At 59.3% G+C, this 20,696-nt stretch carries 15 protein-coding genes and 1 CRISPR repeat array; of the genes, 7 read left to right on the top strand and 8 right to left on the bottom strand.

All coding sequences use genetic code 11. The annotated features are described in order from the left end of the window. The first annotated feature begins 58 nt into the window (after nt 1-58). The 6 genes from GX515_00075 (at nt 59) to xylB (ending at nt 9,367) form a co-directional block, all read left to right on the top strand. Nucleotides 59-1,135, top strand: coding sequence for a TIM barrel protein (locus GX515_00075; GenBank protein ID HHY31407.1), 1,077 nt, complete (start codon nt 59-61; stop codon nt 1,133-1,135). A gap of 442 nt (nt 1,136-1,577) precedes the next feature. Continuing rightward, nucleotides 1,578-2,642, top strand: coding sequence for a substrate-binding domain-containing protein (locus tag GX515_00070; protein ID HHY31406.1), 1,065 nt, complete (start codon nt 1,578-1,580; stop codon nt 2,640-2,642). Between the two features lie 513 nt (nt 2,643-3,155). Then, the gene (locus GX515_00065) at nt 3,156-4,613 is read left to right on the top strand and encodes a sugar ABC transporter ATP-binding protein (GenBank protein HHY31405.1); all 1,458 of its coding nucleotides are present in this window, start codon (nt 3,156-3,158) and stop codon (nt 4,611-4,613) included. 129 nt (nt 4,614-4,742) lie between these two features. Then, nucleotides 4,743-5,870 (top strand): sugar ABC transporter permease, encoded by a 1,128-nt coding sequence (locus tag GX515_00060; protein HHY31404.1) that lies wholly within the window; start codon nt 4,743-4,745, stop codon nt 5,868-5,870. Nucleotides 5,871-6,037: 167 nt separating this feature from the next. Beyond that, the gene (locus GX515_00055) at nt 6,038-7,459 is read left to right on the top strand and encodes a hypothetical protein (protein ID HHY31403.1); all 1,422 of its coding nucleotides are present in this window, start codon (nt 6,038-6,040) and stop codon (nt 7,457-7,459) included. 354 nt (nt 7,460-7,813) lie between these two features. Beyond that, on the top strand, nt 7,814-9,367 hold the full coding sequence (xylB, locus tag GX515_00050; protein ID HHY31402.1) for a xylulokinase: 1,554 nt from the start codon (nt 7,814-7,816) through the stop codon (nt 9,365-9,367). 265 nt (nt 9,368-9,632) lie between these two features. Here the strand turns inward: xylB and GX515_00045 are convergent, their stop codons facing one another. The 8 genes from GX515_00045 to GX515_00010 form a co-directional block, all read right to left on the bottom strand. Beyond that, nucleotides 9,633-10,640, bottom strand: a complete 1,008-nt coding sequence (locus GX515_00045; protein HHY31401.1) for an ADP-ribosylglycohydrolase family protein — start codon at nt 10,638-10,640, stop codon at nt 9,633-9,635. A gap of 35 nt (nt 10,641-10,675) precedes the next feature. Continuing rightward, entirely contained in the window at nt 10,676-11,485 is an 810-nt protein-coding gene (locus GX515_00040) for an energy-coupling factor transporter transmembrane protein EcfT (protein ID HHY31400.1), read from the bottom strand. 154 nt (nt 11,486-11,639) lie between these two features. Then, nucleotides 11,640-13,553 carry an ATP-binding cassette domain-containing protein gene (locus GX515_00035; protein ID HHY31399.1) on the bottom strand — a complete coding sequence of 638 codons (1,914 nt, stop codon included), beginning with the start codon at nt 13,551-13,553 and terminating at the stop codon, nt 11,640-11,642. Between the two features lie 255 nt (nt 13,554-13,808). Then, a complete protein-coding gene (locus GX515_00030; protein HHY31398.1) occupies nt 13,809-14,807 on the bottom strand; it encodes a selenophosphate synthase in 999 nt (332 codons plus the stop codon). 96 nt (nt 14,808-14,903) lie between these two features. Then, nucleotides 14,904-15,419 (bottom strand): ECF transporter S component, encoded by a 516-nt coding sequence (locus GX515_00025; protein ID HHY31397.1) that lies wholly within the window; start codon nt 15,417-15,419, stop codon nt 14,904-14,906. 76 nt (nt 15,420-15,495) lie between these two features. Next, nucleotides 15,496-16,338: a GntR family transcriptional regulator gene (locus tag GX515_00020; GenBank protein HHY31396.1), complete on the bottom strand. Its 843-nt coding sequence runs from the start codon at nt 16,336-16,338 to the stop codon at nt 15,496-15,498. Nucleotides 16,339-16,680: 342 nt separating this feature from the next. Beyond that, nucleotides 16,681-18,456, bottom strand: a complete 1,776-nt coding sequence (locus GX515_00015; GenBank protein ID HHY31395.1) for an AarF/ABC1/UbiB kinase family protein — start codon at nt 18,454-18,456, stop codon at nt 16,681-16,683. Between the two features lie 142 nt (nt 18,457-18,598). Further along, the gene (locus GX515_00010) at nt 18,599-18,883 is read right to left on the bottom strand and encodes a hypothetical protein (protein ID HHY31394.1); all 285 of its coding nucleotides are present in this window, start codon (nt 18,881-18,883) and stop codon (nt 18,599-18,601) included. A 100-nt stretch (nt 18,884-18,983) separates the two neighbouring features. Here GX515_00010 and GX515_00005 point away from each other — a divergent pair, with 100 nt between their 5' ends. Continuing rightward, nucleotides 18,984-19,112 carry an ATP-binding protein gene (locus GX515_00005; GenBank protein HHY31393.1) on the top strand — a complete coding sequence of 43 codons (129 nt, stop codon included), beginning with the start codon at nt 18,984-18,986 and terminating at the stop codon, nt 19,110-19,112. Between the two features lie 25 nt (nt 19,113-19,137). Beyond that, a CRISPR array of direct repeats spans nt 19,138-20,511; the repeat unit is 30 nt; unit sequence GTTTCCATTCCTCATAGGTAGGCTAAGAAC. Nucleotides 20,512-20,696: the final 185 nt, after the last annotated feature.

Genomic DNA, 20,696 nt, shown 5'->3' with positions numbered 1-20,696 from the left:
GTCTGACGTCTGCGGATGAGGTTCGCGAACAGAACTATGGGACGGAGGCGTTTGTGGTATGGGCACGAGGGTCAAGAACAGCGTAGGAATTTGGGCCTTTGGAGGAAATGCGACCCGCTTCATGCCCCGAGGCTACCATCCTGACGCGGTTACTGAGACAATGGTCGACAAGACCAGGCGCGCTGTGGATGGGCTAGGCGATCTTGTTGACGGTTTCGAGTACCACTATCCCGGCGAGCTCAACGAACAGAATGTCTCCCAAATCCAAGCCGCTCTTGGCGAGAAAGATATCTACGCGCTCGCACTGGGCCTCTTTTCAGAGCCGCGATTTGCTCTCGGAACGTTCACAAATCCCGATCCTGCGAAACGCAGGGAGGTAATCCGAATCACCAAGGCAGGCGTTGATCTCGCGGCGGACATTGGTGCTCATTTCATAATCTGGCCAGGAGGCGACGGCTATAACTACCCGTTTCAGGCTGCGTACGATGAGTTGTGGCAGCATTTCCTGGAGGGAGTTGGCGAAGTCGTTGACTATGCAGCCCAGAAGGGTGTGAAGGTGTTTCTTGAGCACAAGAATAGCGAGCCGGCAATGAAGATCCTCATGCGCAATATGGGGATGGCCATATATGTGGTCAACAAGCTGAGAGAGATGGGTTACAATACCTCTCTCCTTCAGTTGAACATGGACTGGCAGCACTTGATCATGAACGGGGAAAACCTGGCTGAGTACGTTGCGATACTTGCAAAGGAAGGCCTTCTCGGGCATCAGCATGCCAACAGTGGTTGGGGCACGTTCGACGATGACAACATGGTCGGAGCACTCGTGTTTATTGAAACTCTTGCGGCTGCCAAGGAGCTGCAACGTGTGGGTTATGGCAGGAATGGCGAACGAATAGGCTTTGACCTCTTCCCCTATACTGAGGACCAAGTTGCGGCGGTACGCCGGAGCATTCTGCACTGGGAGTTCATCTGTTCACTGGCCGAGAGAATCGACTCAGGGAGGCTGCGAGAGGCTCAGTGCCGGAATGACGCTGTGACGTGCTACGAGCTGGTATTCGAGGCGCTCGGCCTTGACAAGGAGTTTGAGGAAAGACTGGTCGGGCTGCGTAAGGTGGAGAGGGCAAGAACGTGCTAGGCCACAGTTTCTTGGGCGCGCGCATCCTAGAACGCTGAGAATGCCTAGGAGTTCGTGGGATATGGGATAACGGCTCCCGGCCCGACTGCGATAGATGGGAACGATCTGCAAACCGAGAACTGCCGAGGCCAAGACACCGGCATTGGGTTGCGGAACGTGAACTTAGCTGCAGCGAAAGCACTACTGTCCCACAAAGCAGCGTTGAGCCCGGAGACGGTGTGTCAAAGAGCTCATGATGTGCCACGTATCCTATGATGGCCTGGGTAACTTCGGAGACTCTCACGGGTGGCTGTTGCAGCCTGGTAGGTGCGGGCTGATAAGGAGGTGAGGCCGCCTTCATACGAGTCGTCCATGCCGGCTTCCAGATGGTCAGGTGGTGGTCGTGAGCATTCCGGTGGGAGAAAACGGTCAGTCTAAATCCCAATATGGGGAGGGAACAAGAATGACGGTTAGGCGAGGTTTGCGACTGGTAACTGGTGGCTTGGCACTCGTCTTCTTGCTCTCAATGATGTTGGTCAACACCGGGTCGGCGTTTGCTGCCAAGAAGGTGACCATTGGGGTTTCTATCCGAAGTCTTTCTGAGGAGCGCTGGGCAAGAGAGAAAGTACTCATGGAGGAGAAAGCGAAAAAACTCGGGGCAGACATCATCTTCACCGATGCCAATAACGATGAATTCGTGCAGAACTCCCAGATCGAAAACTTGATTGCCCGGGGTGTTGATGTCCTGATCATCATCGCTAGAAATAGTGATGTGGCAGCCAACGGTGTCGAGATGGCGGCCAAAGAGGGCATTCCCTGCATTGCATATGATGTCGCAATTTACCATCCTCATGCTATATACGTTTCCTTCGACAGTGTGAGAGTCGGCTATGAGATGGCCAAGGCTGTTGTAGAGCGCGTCCCCAAAGGCCGGTATTTCTGGATAGGTGGCTCTCCTACAGACGACAACGCCTATCTTGTCCGCAAGGGCCATTTCCAAGTGCTGCAGCCTCTGATCGATAGGGGAGATATTCAGCTATTGGGAGAGCAGTGGTGCGACGCATGGAGCCCGGAGGAAGCCCTCAAGCATGTGGAAAACGCCCTTACTGCCCATGGTAACCGGATAGATGCTATCATATGCTCCAATGATGGCACGGCCGGCGGTGCTGTACAGGCACTCAAGGAACAGGGGCTTGCCGGTAAGGTGCCCACCTGTGGTCAGGATGCTGACCTCGTAGCTTGTCAGAGAATCGCAGAAGGAACTCAGACCGTAACGATATTCAAGGATGTACGGATATTGGCCTCTACTGCCATAGAGGCCGCCATGGAGCTAGCACAGGGGAAGCGTCCTTCCAAAATCAATGGTAAGTATGTCAATGAGAAGAAGGGTATTGAACAGGATGCCATCTTTGTAGACGTGGTGCCTGTTACAAAAGACAACCTGTATGAAGTCATCGTCAAAGGTGGTTTCCACAAGCTAGAGGATGTCTACCGCAATATCCCTAAGGATCAGTGGCCGAAAGGATAAGACGTTCTAGAAGGGGTGCCGCGCCTTTCCTCGCGAATCCGATTCGTAGGCTATGTGAGGGAAAGGCGCGGCAACCCAAAGATAGATGAGCGCGGAGTTGAAGCAGGCGACTTCCCTGAGATGGATACGGAAAGAGGCAGCCGTCAAGGAGCCGCCCCACGATCGACTGAAAGGCGTACCTGAAAGCACTTCGAAACGCGGCCAAAGGCTTGCGGGTACCTGTGCCACACCCCTGGCGTCGTAGCAGTGGTCTGTGATTTGGCTGACCCGTGCGACGGGCCGAGGGTGAGGATTGTTTGAGGGTCGCTAGGAGCCTGCCGTGGACGACAGGGCGGGCCCTAGTCGGTCTTTGTCTTGACAGGTGGCCTGAGCAGCCAGTGGTTCATGTGGGGTGATTCGTAGGGGCGTTTTGGGAATGGGGGGAGAGCGGTGCAACAACGACCCAGCACGCTTCTCGAAGTCCGCAGTGTAACCAAAGATTTCCCTGGGACCAGAGCCCTTGACAACGTCTCCATGGAAGTATGGGAGGGAGAGATCCATGGGCTTTGTGGCGAGAACGGGGCGGGCAAGACCACACTCATGAAGATACTCAGCGGCAGCTATCCGTACGGAACCTATGAAGGTCAAGTGTTTTTCCAGGGCAAGCCGGTCAGGTTCTTGGGGACACGGGACTCAGAGGCGGAAGGCATACGTATCATTCATCAGGAATTGGCCTTGGTTAAGCAGTTGACCGTGGCCGAGAACATTTGCCTGGGCGCTGAACCGGCTAAATACGGAATCGTCGATGAAATGAAACTGCATCGCGAAACTCGACAGCTGCTTAACAGGATAGGAGCGAACATCCCTGGGAGTGCTGTGTTGGGAAGCCTAGGGGTAGGACAGCAACAGATGGTAGAAATTGCTAAAGCCTTGCGGGGGCACGTCAGACTTCTAATCCTAGATGAGCCCACTTCAGCTTTGAACGATGCGGAGGTCGCGAACCTCATGCGCACGTTACGAGAGCTGAAAAACAGCGGTGTAACGTGCATATATATATCCCATAAGCTCAGGGAGCTTTTTGAGATTGCTGACCGGATCACCGTTCTTAGGGACGGCAGGTGCGTTGGGACAAAGCCAACCAGCGATTTGACCGAGGATGAAGTCATAGCTATGATGGTAGGCCGCGCCCAGACCGGCAGGTTTCCTCCGAAAACTAGGAGAGCCGGCAAGGTAGTTCTTTCCGTCAGAAACTGGACAGTGAGAAAGCCCGACAAGAAGTATCTCTATGCAGTTCGTGATATCTCGTTCGATGTCAGGGCCGGGGAAATCCTAGGCATATCTGGTCTGATGGGCTCTGGCAGAACGGAGCTTCTGCAGAGTCTGTTCGGTGAATATGGGTTTCAGCCGTCAGGCGAAATCATTATCGAAGGGAGAAAATGTAGGATTAGTTCCTCCCGTGACGCGATTGCTTTGGGAATGGGTCTTGTCACGGAAGACAGGAAGAACACGGGCCTGATCACAATCCATTCTGTCAGCCATAACATGACACTCCCGTCATTACCAAACCTCAGCAACGGTCCTGTTGTCAACGCAAGTCTAGAGCTCGCTTCTGCTCTGGAATTAGTCGAGAAGCTGAACATCAGGACGCCATCGATCGAGGCTAAGGTCGAGACCCTAAGTGGTGGCAATCAACAGAAAGTCTCCGTCGCCAAATGGCTAATGACGAATCCACGCATACTTATGCTCGATGAACCTACTAGAGGGATCGATGTAGGTACTAAGTATCAAATATACGAGCTTATGGACCAACTCGCCGCTGCTGGGATGGCGATTATCATGGTTTCATCTGAGCTGCCGGAGATCCTAGGGATGAGTGATCGAATCCTAGTGATGCATGAAGGTAGAATGGCGGGGATAGTAGAGGCGAGAGAAGCTAGTCCTGAGAAGATTATGTCGCTGGCCACCATGGGAGCTAGGGCAAGTGTAAACTAGCAGTTCGTGACAGGGGGCGGTGGTAGAGTGGAAAGGGCGCAGTTAGAGAGAGCTCAGATCGGTGTAGGCGTGACTCTTTCGGAGCAGCTTGCTAGACGCAAGATCAAAGACAATCTCCGGGCATATACTATGGTCTTTGCACTCCTAGCCATCTGGGTGACCCTGGCTATTGCCACACAGGGTACTTTTTTGGAACCGCGCAACCTGTCGAATCTTTTTCGGCAGACAGCCATCAACGGATATCTGGCTATCGGGATGGTTTTCGTTATTACCGCTGGCCACATAGACTTATCCGTGGGGGCACTGGCAGGGCTGACGGGTGCAATCGCTGCAATGCTGCAGATCAAGTGGCTACCGGCATTGAGCGCACATGTTCGAGTTGCATGGTTGCAGCCGGGCTGGCCCTCAACGCTCATTGCCGTTGCGGCTGCCCTGATAATAGGTACGATGATTGGCATATGGCAAGGGGTATGGGTCGCCCACGGCCAGGTTCCGGCATTTATTGTCACCTTAGGGGGGCTTCTGGTCTTCCGGGGCTCTATTCTGGGTATCACGAAAGGGATCAACATCGGGCCCATGGACCCAAGCTTTCAAAGCCTTGGTCAGGCGTATCTCTCACACACCGCCGGTATAGCCTTGGCTGCTGTGGCCGTGGCCCTGATCGTCTGGTTCACCGTTGCATCGAGGAGAAACAAGATCAAGTATGGGTTCCCGGCGAGGCCATTGTGGTCAGAGGCCCTGCTTACAGCGATCTATTGCGTACTGGTTGTCGGATTTGTCGTTATTATGCATCGCTATCGTGGGGTACCACTTCCGGTGATATTCTTGATCATCATGGCGGCGTTGTGTTCGTTCGTTTTCAAGAGGACCCAATTGGGCCGCTATACCTGCGCCATCGGAGGCAATCTAGAAGCTGCACGTCTATCAGGTGTCAATGTGCGGCGTGTAATAGTACAGATCTTTGCCTTGATGGGAGCCTTGAGCGGCATAGCAGGGGTCATATTGACTGCGCGACTCAATGCAGCTACCGCCAATGCAGGAAACCAGTTTGAACTCAATGCCATAGCCGCCTGTGTTATTGGCGGAACGAGCCTTCAAGGAGGCTCCGGCAGCATTCCCGGCGCCTTGCTGGGGGCGCTTGTCATGGCAAGTATAGATAATGGGTTGAGTATGCTCAATGTCGAGGCGTTCTGGCAACAGATCATCAAGGGTCTCATTTTAATGGTAGCGGTCTTGATGGATGTCAAATCCAGATAGGAAATCCAGGCGGTTGTTTCAATTCGAATGGTAAAGCACGACGAGTCTGTGGCGGGAAGCCCAGCTTGCGGGTTGGCGTGCGGCTCTCCTTAGCACGTACAGCGAACTTTGGCTGCGTTAGTCACGCGTGGACATACCATGGACTGTACTATGGGGTGTGGTACAGCGTGTTGACTGAGGTAAAGCTACTTGAATTGAAGCCACCGGTCAGTGCAATCCCCGTCGGGTTTCCTCAGTTGCGTCCAGAGGTCTATGAAGCAAGGCTTCAGCGGTTACGAGGGAAAATGAAAGACTTGGGGCTTGATAAGGTCATTGTCTATGCCGACCGGGAGCATGCGGCCAATTTCGCCTATCTGGCAGGATTTGGCCCCCGGTTTGAAGAGGCACTACTCATCGTGGGTCTGTCCGGCACGCCCCAAGCAGTCTTGGGAAACGAAAACATCGACATGATCAGATACACAGTGGTAGACCTAGAAGGCGTTCATTTCCCGAGCTTTAGCCTAATTGGTCAACCACGGGAGGACGTTAAGTCACTCACGGAAATCCTAAGGGCCGCTGGTTTGCAACACGGGATGACAGTAGGAACCGTGGGCTGGAAGTGCTTTGAGGCGGACGAAGGGCGCGGCGCTGACCTTATAGAGATACCCCATTACGTAGTTGAAGCTATATGGGAAGTGGTGGGAGAGGATTCGTGCGACAGCTGTGGAGCAGATAGAGGTAGCCGGGTCAAAAATGCCACATCACTGTTTATGTCGCCCTATGGTGGATTGCGGGTAGTGCTGGAGCCAGAACAGATCGTCGTCTTTGAGTACGCGGCGTGTCTCGTTGCCCGCTCGATGTTGGCCCTTATGGATTGCGTAGACTTAGGGAAGACAGAGCTAGAACTTGCCGCCCAGTTTCAGAATCGAGGAGTGCCCCTTTCTGTTCATCCAATGCTTTCCACGGGAGAAAAAGCACGTTTCGGACTTGTCAGTCCCACGGACAGGCAGGTGAAACTGGGAGAGTTTCTGACAGCAGCATACGGGATCGAAGGCGCACTCTCGTGTAGGGCCGCGTACATCGCCCGTGATGAGAGGGATATTCCACCTCATGCTCATGATTGGCTGGAGAAGATAGCAATACCCTATTTTGCTACAGCGGTCAGATGGTTTCAAACCGTGCGGATCGGCATTGAAGGCAGCCGAATTTGGGATATGGTCGAAACTCATTTGCCTAGGTCCAAGTTTGGATGGAGTTTAAATCCTGGCCACTTCATTGCAGCCGACGAATGGGTGTCAACGCCGTTTATGGAAGGGTCTAGTGTAAGGCTGCAAAGCGGCAACTACATTCAGTATGACTTGATCATCTGTCCCAAACCTCCGTATTTCGGAGCAAACCTTGAAGATGGTGTTGTTTTGGCTGATGAGGAACTACGAGCAGTCCTCAAGGCCAAGTTCCCGAGTGTATGGACGCGGTTTGAGCGCCGCCGGCACTACCTGCAGGACGTATTGGGGATTGGGCTGGCTGACGATGTCTTGCCAATGTCCGACATACTAGGCTATTACAGGCCGTTCCTACTGAACAAAACGAGCGCTTTTGCCATCAGGTAGCTATAAGCTTCGGGCTTATCACGCTGGACCTGGTTTTCATCTCGAAGCTCCGTTGGTCTTCAAGAGCAGGTGGGCGATTTCTCCCTGCGGGACACAAGCGTCGTCACCCCAGGTAGCCGGAGGTGCGGGGGATCGCCATGCCCCCAGTGGTACGGGCTTGGGCCGATCGGACGACGTGGGATGGTTGGTGTGCCAAAGCCGGCAAGCGGAGGGCCGTCACAAGGCCAACCATGGAGCGCCTGAGAGAGCCTGTGAGACTGTGCCGGCAGAAATGAACTGCTGAGTGGTAACTGGACTGAACTCATGAGAACCAAACTCAAACGTAATGCTGCTTAGAGGATGGGGGTGTGAGTCTTGCCCCTGTTGCTGGGCATCGACATCGGGACTTCCGCCACGAAGGTCATCATCACGGACGAGGCTGGGCGCGTCGTGGCCTCGGCGACGGAAACTTACCCCCTTCAGACCCCGCATCCCAACTGGGCTGAGCAGGACCCGCACGACTGGTGGGCCGCCACTTGCGCCGCCATACGCGGCGCATGCGCGAGCGGTGGCGTGAGGCCGGCCGACATCGGGTGCGTGGGGCTCACCGGACAGATGCACGGTCTCGTGCTGCTCGACAGGGAAGGGAAAGTCCTTCGCCCGGCCATCCTTTGGTGCGACCAGCGGACGGCGGATGAGTGTCGACGGATCACCGAGGCGGTTGGTGGGGCGGCGCGTCTTCGCGAGCTTACGTGCAACCCCGCCCTGACCGGCTTCACGGCGCCGAAGGTTATTTGGGTAAGAGACCACGAGCCCGAGCTGTACGGGAAGATCCGCAAGATCCTTCTCCCCAAGGACTACATCAGGTTCAAGCTTACCGGGGAATATGCAACTGAGGTTTCGGACGCTTCGGGCACCCTCCTGTTTGACGTGAGGGGCCGCAGGTGGTCGCGGGATGTCCTCAACACGCTCTGGATCCCCGAGGACTGGCTCCCGCGATGCTACGAATCCCCGGAAGTCACGGGGCGGGTCACGCGGGAGGCAGCATGCGAAACCGGCCTTGCCGAGGGCACGCCGGTGGTTGGGGGAGCCGGCGACCAGGCTGCCGGGGCCGTCGGCAGCGGCATAGTCAGGCCCGGAGCGATTTCCGTGACTGTGGGCACTTCCGGCGTCGTGTTTGCATATATGGACGAGGCCGCCCTCGACACCGAGGGGCGGCTCCACACGTTCTGCCACGCCGTCCCAAGCAAGTGGCATGCGATGGGGGTCACGCTCGGGGCCGGCGGTTCGATGCGGTGGTTCCGTGACATGCTGTGCGAATCCGAAATGGAGGTGGGCCGGTGTGCTGGCATCGACCCCTATGAGCTCATCACGGCCGAAGCCGCACAGGCAGAGCCCGGATGCGAGGGACTCGTGTTCCTTCCGTACTTGGCTGGCGAGAGGACGCCATATCCTGACCCAAATGCGCGGGGTGTGTTCTTCGGGCTTTCGCTGCGGCACACGAAGGCCCATATGGCGCGGGCAGTCATGGAGGGCGTGGCCTTCAGCCTGCGGGATTGCCTCGAGCTTGTGAAGGCCCTCGGTGTTTCCATGGGGGAGGTACGGGTCTCCGGCGGCGGAGCGAGAAGCGCGCTGTGGAGGCAGATCATCGCTGACGTGCTCGGGACACCTCTCGTAATGCTGAAGGTCGCTGAAGGCCCCGCGTACGGCGCAGCACTCTTGGCCGGGGTGGGAACGGGCGTTTTCACCAGCGTGCCCGAGGCATGTGACCTGGCAATAGAGACCGACGGCGTAACCGAGCCCAACCCGCCGGTGGTAGCCGTTTATGACGAGTACCATGACCTGTACCGGGCGCTTTATCCGTGGCTCAAGCCGGCATTCGAGCGGCTTGCCGGGGTGGTCTCCCGAGTGGTCTCCCGAAAGGACTAAAAGAGGGCTAAAGGCCTGAAGCGCGGCCGCCCGCACTTGTGACGTATTGTGCAGGCACAGCGTGGTCACGGCGCCGCAGAGCCGCTACGGCCCCGTTCGGCAGGGGCCGCGCGGCAGATGTGGCCGTGGTGTGGCTTGGGGTATGGCCGGCGCGAGGTCTCCAAGCAGCAGTTGCCTCCGTCTGTCGAAGAGCTGCCGCCTGGCTTGGCGCGTGGCTGGCACGAGGTCCGTGCGAGGATGACACCCATGCGGGCGGGAGCGTCGGTCAGGACCTCATGGTCTCGACGAGGCTGGCTGCGACTGCTTTCAGGTTGTGCCTGTTCACGCGCTCGATGGTCTCGATCACATCGCTTGGGAAAGCCGCGATTCCCGCGAACGCGCCGGCCACCGAGCCTGCGATGGCACCCACGGTATCGCAATCTCCGCCGGTGTTCGCGGCGAGGATGGCGGTCTTCATCGGGTCGCCTCCGGCAAGCACGAAGAGTGCGATCGCGGCCGGCACAGTCTCCGCGGTGGCGACGGAGGTTCCCACGAGCTCGTACAGGTCGCGGCACGCCCGCGACTCGTCACGTGCTGAAAGAACGAGGTCCACGGCCCACTCAATCCTCCTCGCGATAGATGGCGCAGCCACGAGCCGCCCGCGGGCAGCCCCGAGATCGGCTCCCCACATCGCCGCGCGGACCACGTTTTCGAGCGTGGTTTCGCCACCCATGGCGCACGCAATGGCGCAGCTTATCGCGGCCGCACCCGAGATGGCGATGCTCGTCCCGTGGGTCGGTAGGCAGGCCAGCTCGGTGTCGGCGACCGCGCCGTAGGGGTCGCCCGGATGAATGATGCCGACCGGGCTAATTCGCATGGGCGCGCCGTTGGTCTCACCGGACTTCCCGGCCTCTGCGGGAGGAACGCCAGCGCGCAGAAGCGCCAGGGCCGCCCGCGAGCTGGGACCGAGCACCATGGCTCCTTCGTCGAGGGCCCCGACGGACTCAGCCCAGGCGAGGATCTCCCGTGCCACGCTCTCAGGCACCACCTTGCCGCCATCGCCGATGATGGCACGAGCCACCGCAACGGTCTGCGCGGTATCGTCGGTCGTGCTTCCGGCCGGGAGACCGTCGTGGATGACGTGGCCGCGCGGGGCAGGAAGGAAGCGGTCTATGCGGCCTATCTGGCTTGCGATCTCTTGCGGTGTCATCAGCGAGGAGGGCATTCCCATCGCATCGCCTACAGCGACCCCCATGAGGCATCCGTATGCGCGTTCGAATAGAGCGTGATTCATCGAAGTAACCTCCTGTGTAGTTATCGGCTCCAAGTTCAAAGTGCTCCATAACCGGCTCGCGCTGCCGCGACGGCGGCCGCGGTGAGGGCGATGCACACTGCGAGGACGACGTAATCGCGTGGGCGCATCATCATCTTGCGCAAGGTCGTCCAGCTGCGCGTGGCTCCGTAACCACGGTTGAGCATGGCGCACGCGAGGTTTTCTGACATCCGGATCGAGTCGACGATCATCGGCACCATGACCGGAACGTATGCTTTGATGCGCTGTATCATGCCGCCTGTCTCCACCATTGCGCCGCGTGCTTTCTGCGCGTCGAGGACCATCGCCGCCTTCTTTTCCATCGTGGGCACGAAACGGATCCCGGTTGTGATTATGAACGACATCTCATACGGAACCCGCATGGCCCGAAGAAGCTGAAGGAAGTCGTCCAACGGCGTCGTGAGCGTGAGAACTGACGATGCAACCACCATCGTAAGGATCCGGAGGAGCAGGGTCACGCCGTACAGGACGCCCCCCACGGACACGGGCAGGTGGCCTCCGGGCCACGAGTAAAACAGGACCCTGCGCGCGGCATCGGTAGTGAAGGCCGAGACCGGGTACGTGTAGCCGGTAATGACCATCACTATGACGAACACCGGCATGAGCGGGCCCAGCACCCCCCAGAGTCTCCGCGCGGGAAGGCGCGCTGCGACCGCGACGCCTGCCACGACGAGCACGAGAGCAGCGTTGTATATAGGGCTCCTGAATAGGAACAGCACTACCATCAGGCATATGAACGCCACGACCTTGGTTCGGACGTCGAGGCGGTGGACGATTGATTGGCCCGGGATGTACTCGAGAAACATGTGATTCCTCCTGCGATGTGTTCTTTAGGTGTGTTCTTTAGGTGCGGCCGGCTGCCGCCGCCATCGAAAGGGTGAATGTGGGTCCTTATCGATGGCCAACCTCGGAATCAGACGAGCATCGGGTGCCTTGAAGCGTTTCGCACGGACCGCTGGACTACGGCCTGCGGTCGCAGGCGCGGTCGCGGCTGCGGTCGTCCGGGCTTGCGGTATTCGCAGGCGCCGGTCCCAGCGGTCCCAGAGCCGCCATGACGAGCCCAACCGCTTCGTCTACCGTGGTCACCTCGGCAGGCATGCCCACGTCGCCCAGTTCCTCCGCAAGCAGCGATATTTGCGGCGGCGCGAGATATGCTGAGCGCAACACGTCACGCTGGCGGAAGACCTCTCGCGGCGTGCCATCCGCCACGATCCTCCCCTTGTGCATGACGACGACCCGCTCGGCGTATTCTGCAACGATCCGCATGTCGTGCGTGATCATGACGATGGTATGTCCCGCCCGATGGAGGTCGCGGACGAGGTGCATCATCTGTTCAGCTCCGGCCCAGTCTTGACCTGTGGTGGGCTCGTCGATGACGAGGATGTTCGGCTTCATGACCAGTACGGACGCCACCGCCACACGCTGGCGTTCTCCCTTGCCCAGCATGAACGGGTGGCGGTCTGCCACATCCTCGAGGCCCACGAAGCTCAGCACCTCGCGAACGCGCTCGCGTGCCGCGTCGGGCGCAAGCCCGAGGTTGCGCAGGCCATACCCTACTTCCTCTTCCACCGTGGAGCAGAATATCTGGTGGTCAGGGTTCTGGAACACGTATCCCACGCGATGCGAGAGGCTGCTCACGGTCTCGCCCCTGGTATCGACGCCATCGATCTCGACGCGGCCCTTCGTGGGCTTGAGAAGGTTGTTGAAGTGCTTGACGAGGGTGGTTTTGCCTGCCCCGTTCTGTCCGACGAGGGCCACGAACTCGCCGCGACGTATCTCGAGGTCCACGCCTCGAAGGGCCTGGGTGCCCGGGCCGTAGCTGTGCTCGAGCCCCACGACCTTGATCGCGATGGGAGATGCAGACGCGGCGTCTGGCCCGCTATGCGCAACGTCCGGGCTCGACGTCGACGGTGGCGGGCTTACTGGCGCCTTGCCGTCGTCGCTCGACGTCTTGCGCGTGCTCGAGGCCTTATGCGCCGCGGGAATCCTTCGCCCTCGCAGGATGCGTCTTGCGAGGCCCGCCGCCTCCCGGACGGTGAGAGGGACGTCGCCCGCGCCTATGAGCCCCGCCTCATGCAGGCGCCACCCGAACTCGCATACCTGGGGCGGCCTGATGCCCAAGCGCATCGTGAGCGGCACGTCGCAGAAAAGGTCGCGCGGTCGCCCGCGCCAGACCACCTCGCCCTTGTTAATGACGATTACCTCGTCCGCACGTTCGGCTATATCCTCGCTGGAGTGCTCCACCGCTAGGATGGTAAGGTGTCGCTCGCGGCGCAGCCGGTCGACGGCTGCGTAGATCTCGTCCCGACCCAGCGGGTCAAGCTCTGACGTGGGCTCGTCCAGCACGAGCACTTGCGGACGCATCGCAAGCACCCCGGCTATCGCGAGCCTTTGCTTCTCGCCTCCCGAGAGCTCGCTCGTGAATCGGCCCTCGTACCCGGCGAGGCGGACAGCGCCGAGAGACTCAGCTATCCGCGCTTCGATCTCGGCGGGAGGAAGCCCCATGTTGCCTGGGCCAAAGGCCACATCCTCTCGTACCGTGATACCGAAGATCTGTGTCTCGGGGTCTTGCATAACGAGCCCGATCTTTGAGACCAGCGTCTGGATGCGGAATCTCTGCGTGTCCATGCCCATTACCGCGACGCGGCCTGACATGTCGCCCTCAAAGAGCTGGGGGACCAGGCCGTTCAGCGTCATGGCGAACGTGGTCTTGCCCGCGCCTGTCGGGCCCATGATGGCGACGAAGCGCGGGGAATCGATTCCGTAAGTTATGCCCTTGAGAGTAGGGGCCTTGCCCTTCGGATACTTGTACGAAAGGGATTCGACCTGGACGATCCCTGACCCTGAGCTTTGCGTGATCGTTGCTTCTGGCATGTGCTGCAATACACTCCCCAATCCTCGTGTTGGGCGGCGACCTGCCGTGCTACGCCCCGGGCAAGCCCAGCCTGGTGTGAGTTTGCGTGGAGGCCGGGTGGATTCCCCGGGCCGGGCCCGCCGAGCCCTCGGATGCCGTCGGCGCGTCGGCCCTGCCGCCTTGCCGCCGGCGCTCTGGCGCGCGCTGTGCCGTACTGAGACGCACCTTGGAGCACGACGGCACACTCGTGTGCACTCAGGGACGCTCACGCGCGGTCAGGTACGAACGAGACGGCCGACAAGGGCCACGGGCTTCCCCACCGCCCGGGCGATCTCACGGAGCGCCGCGCGTTCCGCGTCCGCCTCTTCTGCCTCTGCCTCCGCTTCCGCCTCCGCGTGCGCGTCCGTATCCATGTCCGTATTCATCTGCGCGTACCCGCCACGGCTGGCGGCGACTGATACCAGGACGCACGTGGAGGGACCCGCGGATTTCTTTGTATTCAGGCCGGGGTCTGGGGTCATGACCAAGGAAAGGCCGGCCGATGCCGCCATCTGGCGCGCCTCATACTCAATTCCCTTGGAGCCGACAGGCAGGATGTCGTGAACCTGCGCCAAGCGTGCCAACTTCATCACTGTGGGGACGTCTGCGATCTCAGGATCATCGACCGTCACGGCATCTCCGGGTGCACTCTTAGGGATCCCGACAGCTGCGACGATGTCGCCTGGGAGACCAGTGCCTGGCCTCAAGCGGCGCTCCTCGGCAAGTCCTATGACCGTAACCCCGACGCCTGTTGCGACCGTGGGCACGTTGTCTTCTGTGCTACCGGTGACCGCTCCATCGCCTTCGATTCCTGCAAGACTAGCTTCGAACCTCACGCCTCCGATGATCTCCCTGCCTGTAGGCTCCAATTCTACGCTCAGGGCATCCACAATCACCAGCGGGCGCGCGCCGCTGGCGAGCATCTCCATGAGTGGCACGCGCGCCGCGAACCGCCCGACGAGGTAGCCCGGTACCTTCACCGTGTCGTGCGGTTTCGGGCCTATCCCGCCGTCCGAGTCGCACGCGATCACCATGTAATAAGGACCTGCAAGCCGAACCAGCGTCAGGTCGCGACACTTCGCGACGCGGTGCCGAAGGATCGTTCCTGCCGCTTCGGGCGAAGAATCCGGGGGCAGGTCGATGTCTCTCGGGCCTGCCCCGGCGAACCCTGCCAGTTCTGCCAGCTCTCGCTCTATCTGAGACATTTCGAATTCACGCGGACTTGATTCTGGCATGACTTCTTGTCACCTACGAATACCGCTAGTTCGAGTACCGCTAATTGCATCGTGCTTGTCGCCGTTACGTATTTCGTTTTGTGGCCGAATGCTTCGTCAGATCATGTTGCTGCGCTTGACGATCGCGTACGCCACGGCTGCGATGATGATGTTGACGGCGGACCCCACCGTGAGCGGTGCTAGGAGCCCGACCGCAAGCCCCATGCCGCCGATCGGGACCATCACGAAGGCAGCCACCACCCCGTTCAGGAACGTGGCCGCGATTATCGCAGGTATGATGCCAAGCCTCTTGTTGATCCACCAGAAGGCTGCGGCGAAGACGGCCATTTCAACGGCGACCAGGATGTGAACGGGCACGCTGAGCGGGAAGCCGGTCGTGGCTGCCGTGAAGATGTGCCCGATCGCGGCGACGATCCCGCCTTCGAGCCAGCCGAAAGACACTGCGCTGAAGTAGCCGGGGCATGAGTCAAGCGCTACCGTGCCGGTCGGGCTCGGAATCTTGATGATTGAGCCTACGGCGCTCAGCGCCACGAATATTGCCATCCGAGCGACACGCCTAGGAGTCCAGTAAGTCTTGCGCAGGTCACCTTCAACTTTGGGGTTCGTTCCCATTGGCCTTTCCTCCTTGTCCTTGTGGGCATTGCGTCAGAACCGACCGAAAGGTTAACATGCCGAAACGTGAATACTGTCAGGATACCTGCGTCTTGATCCCGATCGTCTGCTCTCCTCTTTCCGCGGGGCTCGCGCTCATCCCCGTTTCCACCCGCATTCCGCTTGCTCGTCCGTTTGCCCTCGGAGTCAGCGTCGCTGTAAACTTGCATCTATCACCTCGCAGCACGGATTTTACGAACTCAACCGGGGTTCCGTTCTTGTCGAACGTCGTCCTTCGCACTAAGAAGGCGGGGCTCCCAGGGGCCACGAGCAAGATCTTCGCCTCGTACTCGTCGACCGCGACCGCGCTGAGCACCTCTTCTGCCCGCGCAAGCTCAAGACCGCACACGTCGGTGAGAAGGGTGAAGAGAGACTCACGCGCAAGGTCGCGCTCCAGGACGGGGCGACAGAGGTCGCTGGGCATGTAAGACGTTTGGAGGGATATGGGCACACCGTTGCCCGTGAGCCGGAGGCGACGGACCTCGATGACGGGGCTGCCCTGGTTCAGCTTCAGGTGCTTGGCGACGCCCTCGCTTGCAGGAACGATGCCGGCACCGAGCAACCGGGTCTCGATCCCTACGCCGGCGCTGGCAAATCCCGCCGAGAAACCTCCAAGGTCCAGGATGTCTTGCACGAGCGAAGGCTGTGACACAAATGTGCCCCGCCCCTGACACCTCTCCACCAGGCCTTCCGTGACGAGGCGCGCGAGGGCTTGCCTCACAGTTATCTGGCTCACGCCATACTCGGCGGCAAGTTCTTTCTCCGTGGGGATTTGCGACCCCGGAGACCACTCCCCGGCCTCTATTCGCTCGCGAAGAGACTCTTTCAACTGATGATATAGGGGCACGGGCTTTGCCCTGTCGATGCCCGGGTGAACCACACTGGAACCCCCTCTGTCAAGCAAGGACTCTCGTTGTGGCGAGAGGCACGCCGGTTAAGAGCAGCCGTCAATTCCTGCAGCGGCGGCGGCGCGGCGACGCTCTTTGGAGTCTCAACCGGTCCGGGTCCACATGAACGATGTGGGAAAACTCAAGAGTGCCATGCCGTCATCGCTGAATGAGAGAACGGCTACAATATAAATATATAAGATTATACTCTTTATGTCCAGGGGAATTGACATGGATTATCGGATGTTTCGCCCGGAAACTCATCCCAGACCCTGAGGAGAGCGTCATGAGCGCATGAGAAGCGGACGAGGAGCGAGGGCAGAGGGGGACAGGCATCAGAATCGTCTCGACCGCAGGATGGACACAACAAGCCAAACCCCGAAGACTAGAGCGAGCACGAAACTTGCCTCGGCCAAAGGAAATCGCCATATCAGCACCGCAGGCGCGGACTGGGCGATGAGAGCGGTGCTGACGATGATGCTCGCCAGCACCACGCTCAGGGCGAGCCGGTTGACCAGGAGGGTCAGTTCTTTGAAAACCCTGCGCGCGCCCTCCAACTCCCACTTGACCTTGAGCTGTCCGCTTGCCGCAAGGTCCAGCACTCGATCAAGTCTTGTGGGCAGGTGCGCCAGGAATTCTGCGTAGTCGGCACCCGCCTTACCGAGGGTTTTCAGAACAGATGCAGGCTTCATCCGCTCGCGCACGAGACGCTTCGCGAAAGGCTCGGCCGCCTCCACCAGGTTGAACGATGGGTCGATGTAGCGAACGGTTCCTTCAACTGCGGTCAGGGCCTTCAGGACTAAAGCGAAGTCACGTCGGACTCTGATGTGATGCCTGGCGCATACATCGAGCACGTCCTTTGTGAGCTCGGCGACTGAGAGCTGGGAGACGGGCACACCGTAATACCTTCGCAAGAGCGCGTCCACGTCACGTGTGAGCGACCCTGTGTCTACTCCGGCCGGCGCGAGACCCAGCTTCAGGAGGACCGCCACAAGGCGCGCGGGTGAGCGGGCCGCGACGGCGAGGAGAAAGCCGCCGAACTGTTCCTTCAAATCGTCCGGGACAACTCCCACCATCCCGAAGTCGAGGAGGGCGATTCGCGCGTCAGGGAGCGCTACCACGTTCCCAGGGTGCAGGTCCGCGTGGAACACCCCGTGGACCAGGATTTGCTCAAGGATGGTATTGGCAAGCGCTCTGGATATGGCACGCGTGTCGAGTTGCGGTTCCCCGGCCCTCCTCGGCGCACCCGCCGTCTTGGGTCCCGTGCGGGCGGCCTCCGGCGGACCGGCGGCCTCGGCGGCCTCGGTGTCGGCACCGGGCTTCGCCGCATGTTTCGCTGCGCCCAATTCCGTGAGCCTCGTCCCGTGAATTCGCTCCATAGTGAGGACGCGCCTCGTGGTGTATTCCCAGTATAATCGAGGTATGACGATGCGCGGGTCCGTGCTCAAGGCGCGGGCGAGGCGGTCCGCATTGGCGGCTTCGGCTGTGTAATCGAGCTCCTGAAAGAGCGTGGCTGCCAGCTCATCGACGATCTCCACGAGGTCATACACGCGTCCTAGCCGGGAGCGGCGGGTAGCCACGGACGCCACTTCCCTGAGGATCTCAATGTCGGTGCGGACCACGCGTTCCACACCCGGCCTTTGGACCTTCACTACAACCTCTTCACCGGTTCTCAGGCGGGCCGTGTGGACTTGACCGAGGGACGCGGCGGCGATAGGCTCCGGATCAAAGGTGGAGAAAACCTCGTCAGGGACTGCTCCCAGCTCGCTGGCTACAACCGATTCCACTTTGGAAAACGAGAAAGGCGTTGCCTGATCCTGGAGCTTCTCAAGCTCTGCGGCGAGGGCGGGCGGCACAATGTCCGGGCGGGTGCTTAGGATCTGCCCGATCTTGACGAAGGTTGGACCGAGCTCTTCCAGCGCGCAGCGCACACGTCCCCAGCGTGACAGTCGGTACACGCCGGGGCGGGCAGGCTCGAGCCGCTGCCGCGGGAAGGCGAAGCCAGCGGCCTGCCCCACAAGGTCGGCCAGAAAGCCAAACCCATAGCGTGCAGCGACGCGGGCTATCTCGCGGTAGCGAACCAGATGCGCGTAGCTCCGAAGAATTCCCATCAGGTCGAGACCCCCCGGAGGAGGTGAGGCTCAAGCGGCGCCGGCGCGCGTGCTCCGCTTGTGGTGTGTCCCCGGGCGACCGGGGCGGTTCGCGTGCCTCGGCGGCCTGAGCCTGCTCTCCCGGTTTGGGCCCAAGGCAGGGTCAGCCTTGCGGGTGGCGCAGCCGTGCTTCGAGATCGGCGAGGTCCTTTTTCGTAGCGAGGCCGAGGTCATCGACTATCTTGCGAACCTCGCCATAGACCAGCTCGCTGAGACGCGCGCGCCCCTCTTCGCCCTTTGTCGTGAGCTCGGAGACGAGTCTCTCTGCCTCGGCGCGACCGAGCTCGCCACGCTTTACGCACTCGTCCGCGACCTTTTGGATCTTCTCTTTTGTCAGCAGGAGAGCCCCGAGGCTGAGGTCGAGGATCTTGTTCATGGTTTTCAGCATTCTAGATCACCTCCTCTATGATTCCCCACGCGGAGCTTTTGTTGCGAGGTTGCGAGTTTCGCCTCCGCACGGTTGACTCTCCACGGCACCGAAGCTTCTCATCATCGACGAGCTGGGCTACCTTACAATGGACTCGCTGGGGGCAACGCTGTCCTTCCGACTCGTCAGCGCGCGATACACCCGCGGGAGCATCATCCTCACCTCCAACAAGAGAACCCTTGCAGTGTAGGGTGGAGGACATCTTCGGGGAAGAAGTTTCCATTCCTCATAGGTAGGCTAAGAACCGAGATGGGTGCGGGAGAGGAGGGCTGAGGATGCTGCGTTTCCATTCCTCATAGGTAGGCTAAGAACCTTGACTTCCACGAGCGCCGTCCGGCCCGTCGCCTTGTTTCCATTCCTCATAGGTAGGCTAAGAACCGTCGGCCTTCGCCTCCGGCTCCGGCGGCGGGCCGTAGTTTCCATTCCTCATAGGTAGGCTAAGAACGGTCAAGATCGTCCGCGTAAGGGTCGCCCGTGATGAGTTTCCATTCCTCATAGGTAGGCTAAGAACCGGCCGCCCGCCCGCAGTCCGGACGCGAGGCGGGAATGTTTCCATTCCTCATAGGTAGGCTAAGAACTGGCAGGTGAGATAGAGTCCCACGCCGTGGATCAGGGTTTCCATTCCTCATAGGTAGGCTAAGAACCCGCAAGGCAGCCGAGGGCGAAGACGGTGAGGGCGCAGTTTCCATTCCTCATAGGTAGGCTAAGAACCCTTCGGGTCGCTCGTTTATCGCCGCGGGGAGCAGCTGTTTCCATTCCTCATAGGTAGGCTAAGAACCCTCTTCGTCCTGGAGGATCCCCCGGATTATGTCCTGGTTTCCATTCCTCATAGGTAGGCTAAGAACGCCGCGCCGGACCGGTTCGCAACCTCGCACCGGCGCGTTTCCATTCCTCATAGGTAGGCTAAGAACCGGTCTTGAGGTTGCCCCCAGGTATGTAGTGTGGCGCGTGTTTCCATTCCTCATAGGTAGGCTAAGAACTATGGGTCGCGGCGTGGGGTCCTGCACTCCCGACCAAGGGTTTCCATTCCTCATAGGTAGGCTAAGAACCTGTATGGCCTGCTCGATGTCCCACCGAAGCGCGGAATTCGGTTTCCATTCCTCATAGGTAGGCTAAGAACTCGTGCAGCACGAACCTACCCTTTCCGGACTTCGGAGTTTCCATTCCTCATAGGTAGGCTAAGAACCCTGCATCGTCCCGGTGCTCTTGCCTTCGACCTGGGTGTGTTTCCATTCCTCATAGGTAGGCTAAGAACTTGACCCTGGCAAGCTCAATGTCGCGACCTTCCGGTAGTTTCCATTCCTCATAGGTAGGCTAAGAACCGGAGAGCCAGCAGTATCAGATATTGCAGAACAACAGTTTCCATTCCTCATAGGTAGGCTAAGAACCCTCATCGTATGACACGCCCGCGGCTTCCAGGGCGGGTTTCCATTCCTCATAGGTAGGCTAAGAACGTGCTCTCCTGTTTTGCTCTCTTCCGCTTCCTGCATGTTTCCATTCCTCATAGGTAGGCTAAGAACGAGTCTCCGCATAGGGCTTCTGGTCCTCAGGCCGGTCTAGTTTCCATTCCTCATAGGTAGGCTAAGAACGCTCCGGGCCGTGTCGACAATCAAGTAATTCCCCCATCTGAGACGCAAAAGCGTCAAGGAATTCACCCACGGGACAATCACGGAATTCACCTGTATCTTGGAACCAGGAGGAGATGCCCGGTGGGAGGGCCAACCTTCTTACTGGGTCAGAGGGATTCGCAGTCGAATTCATTGGGATCCTTGGT

The organism is Bacillota bacterium, assembly GCA_012842395.1.
Taxonomy (GTDB): Bacteria; Bacillota; SHA-98; order UBA4971; family UBA4971; genus UBA6256.
Note: the sequence above shows the minus strand (reverse complement) of the source record. Positions and strands in the feature narration are given on the sequence as shown.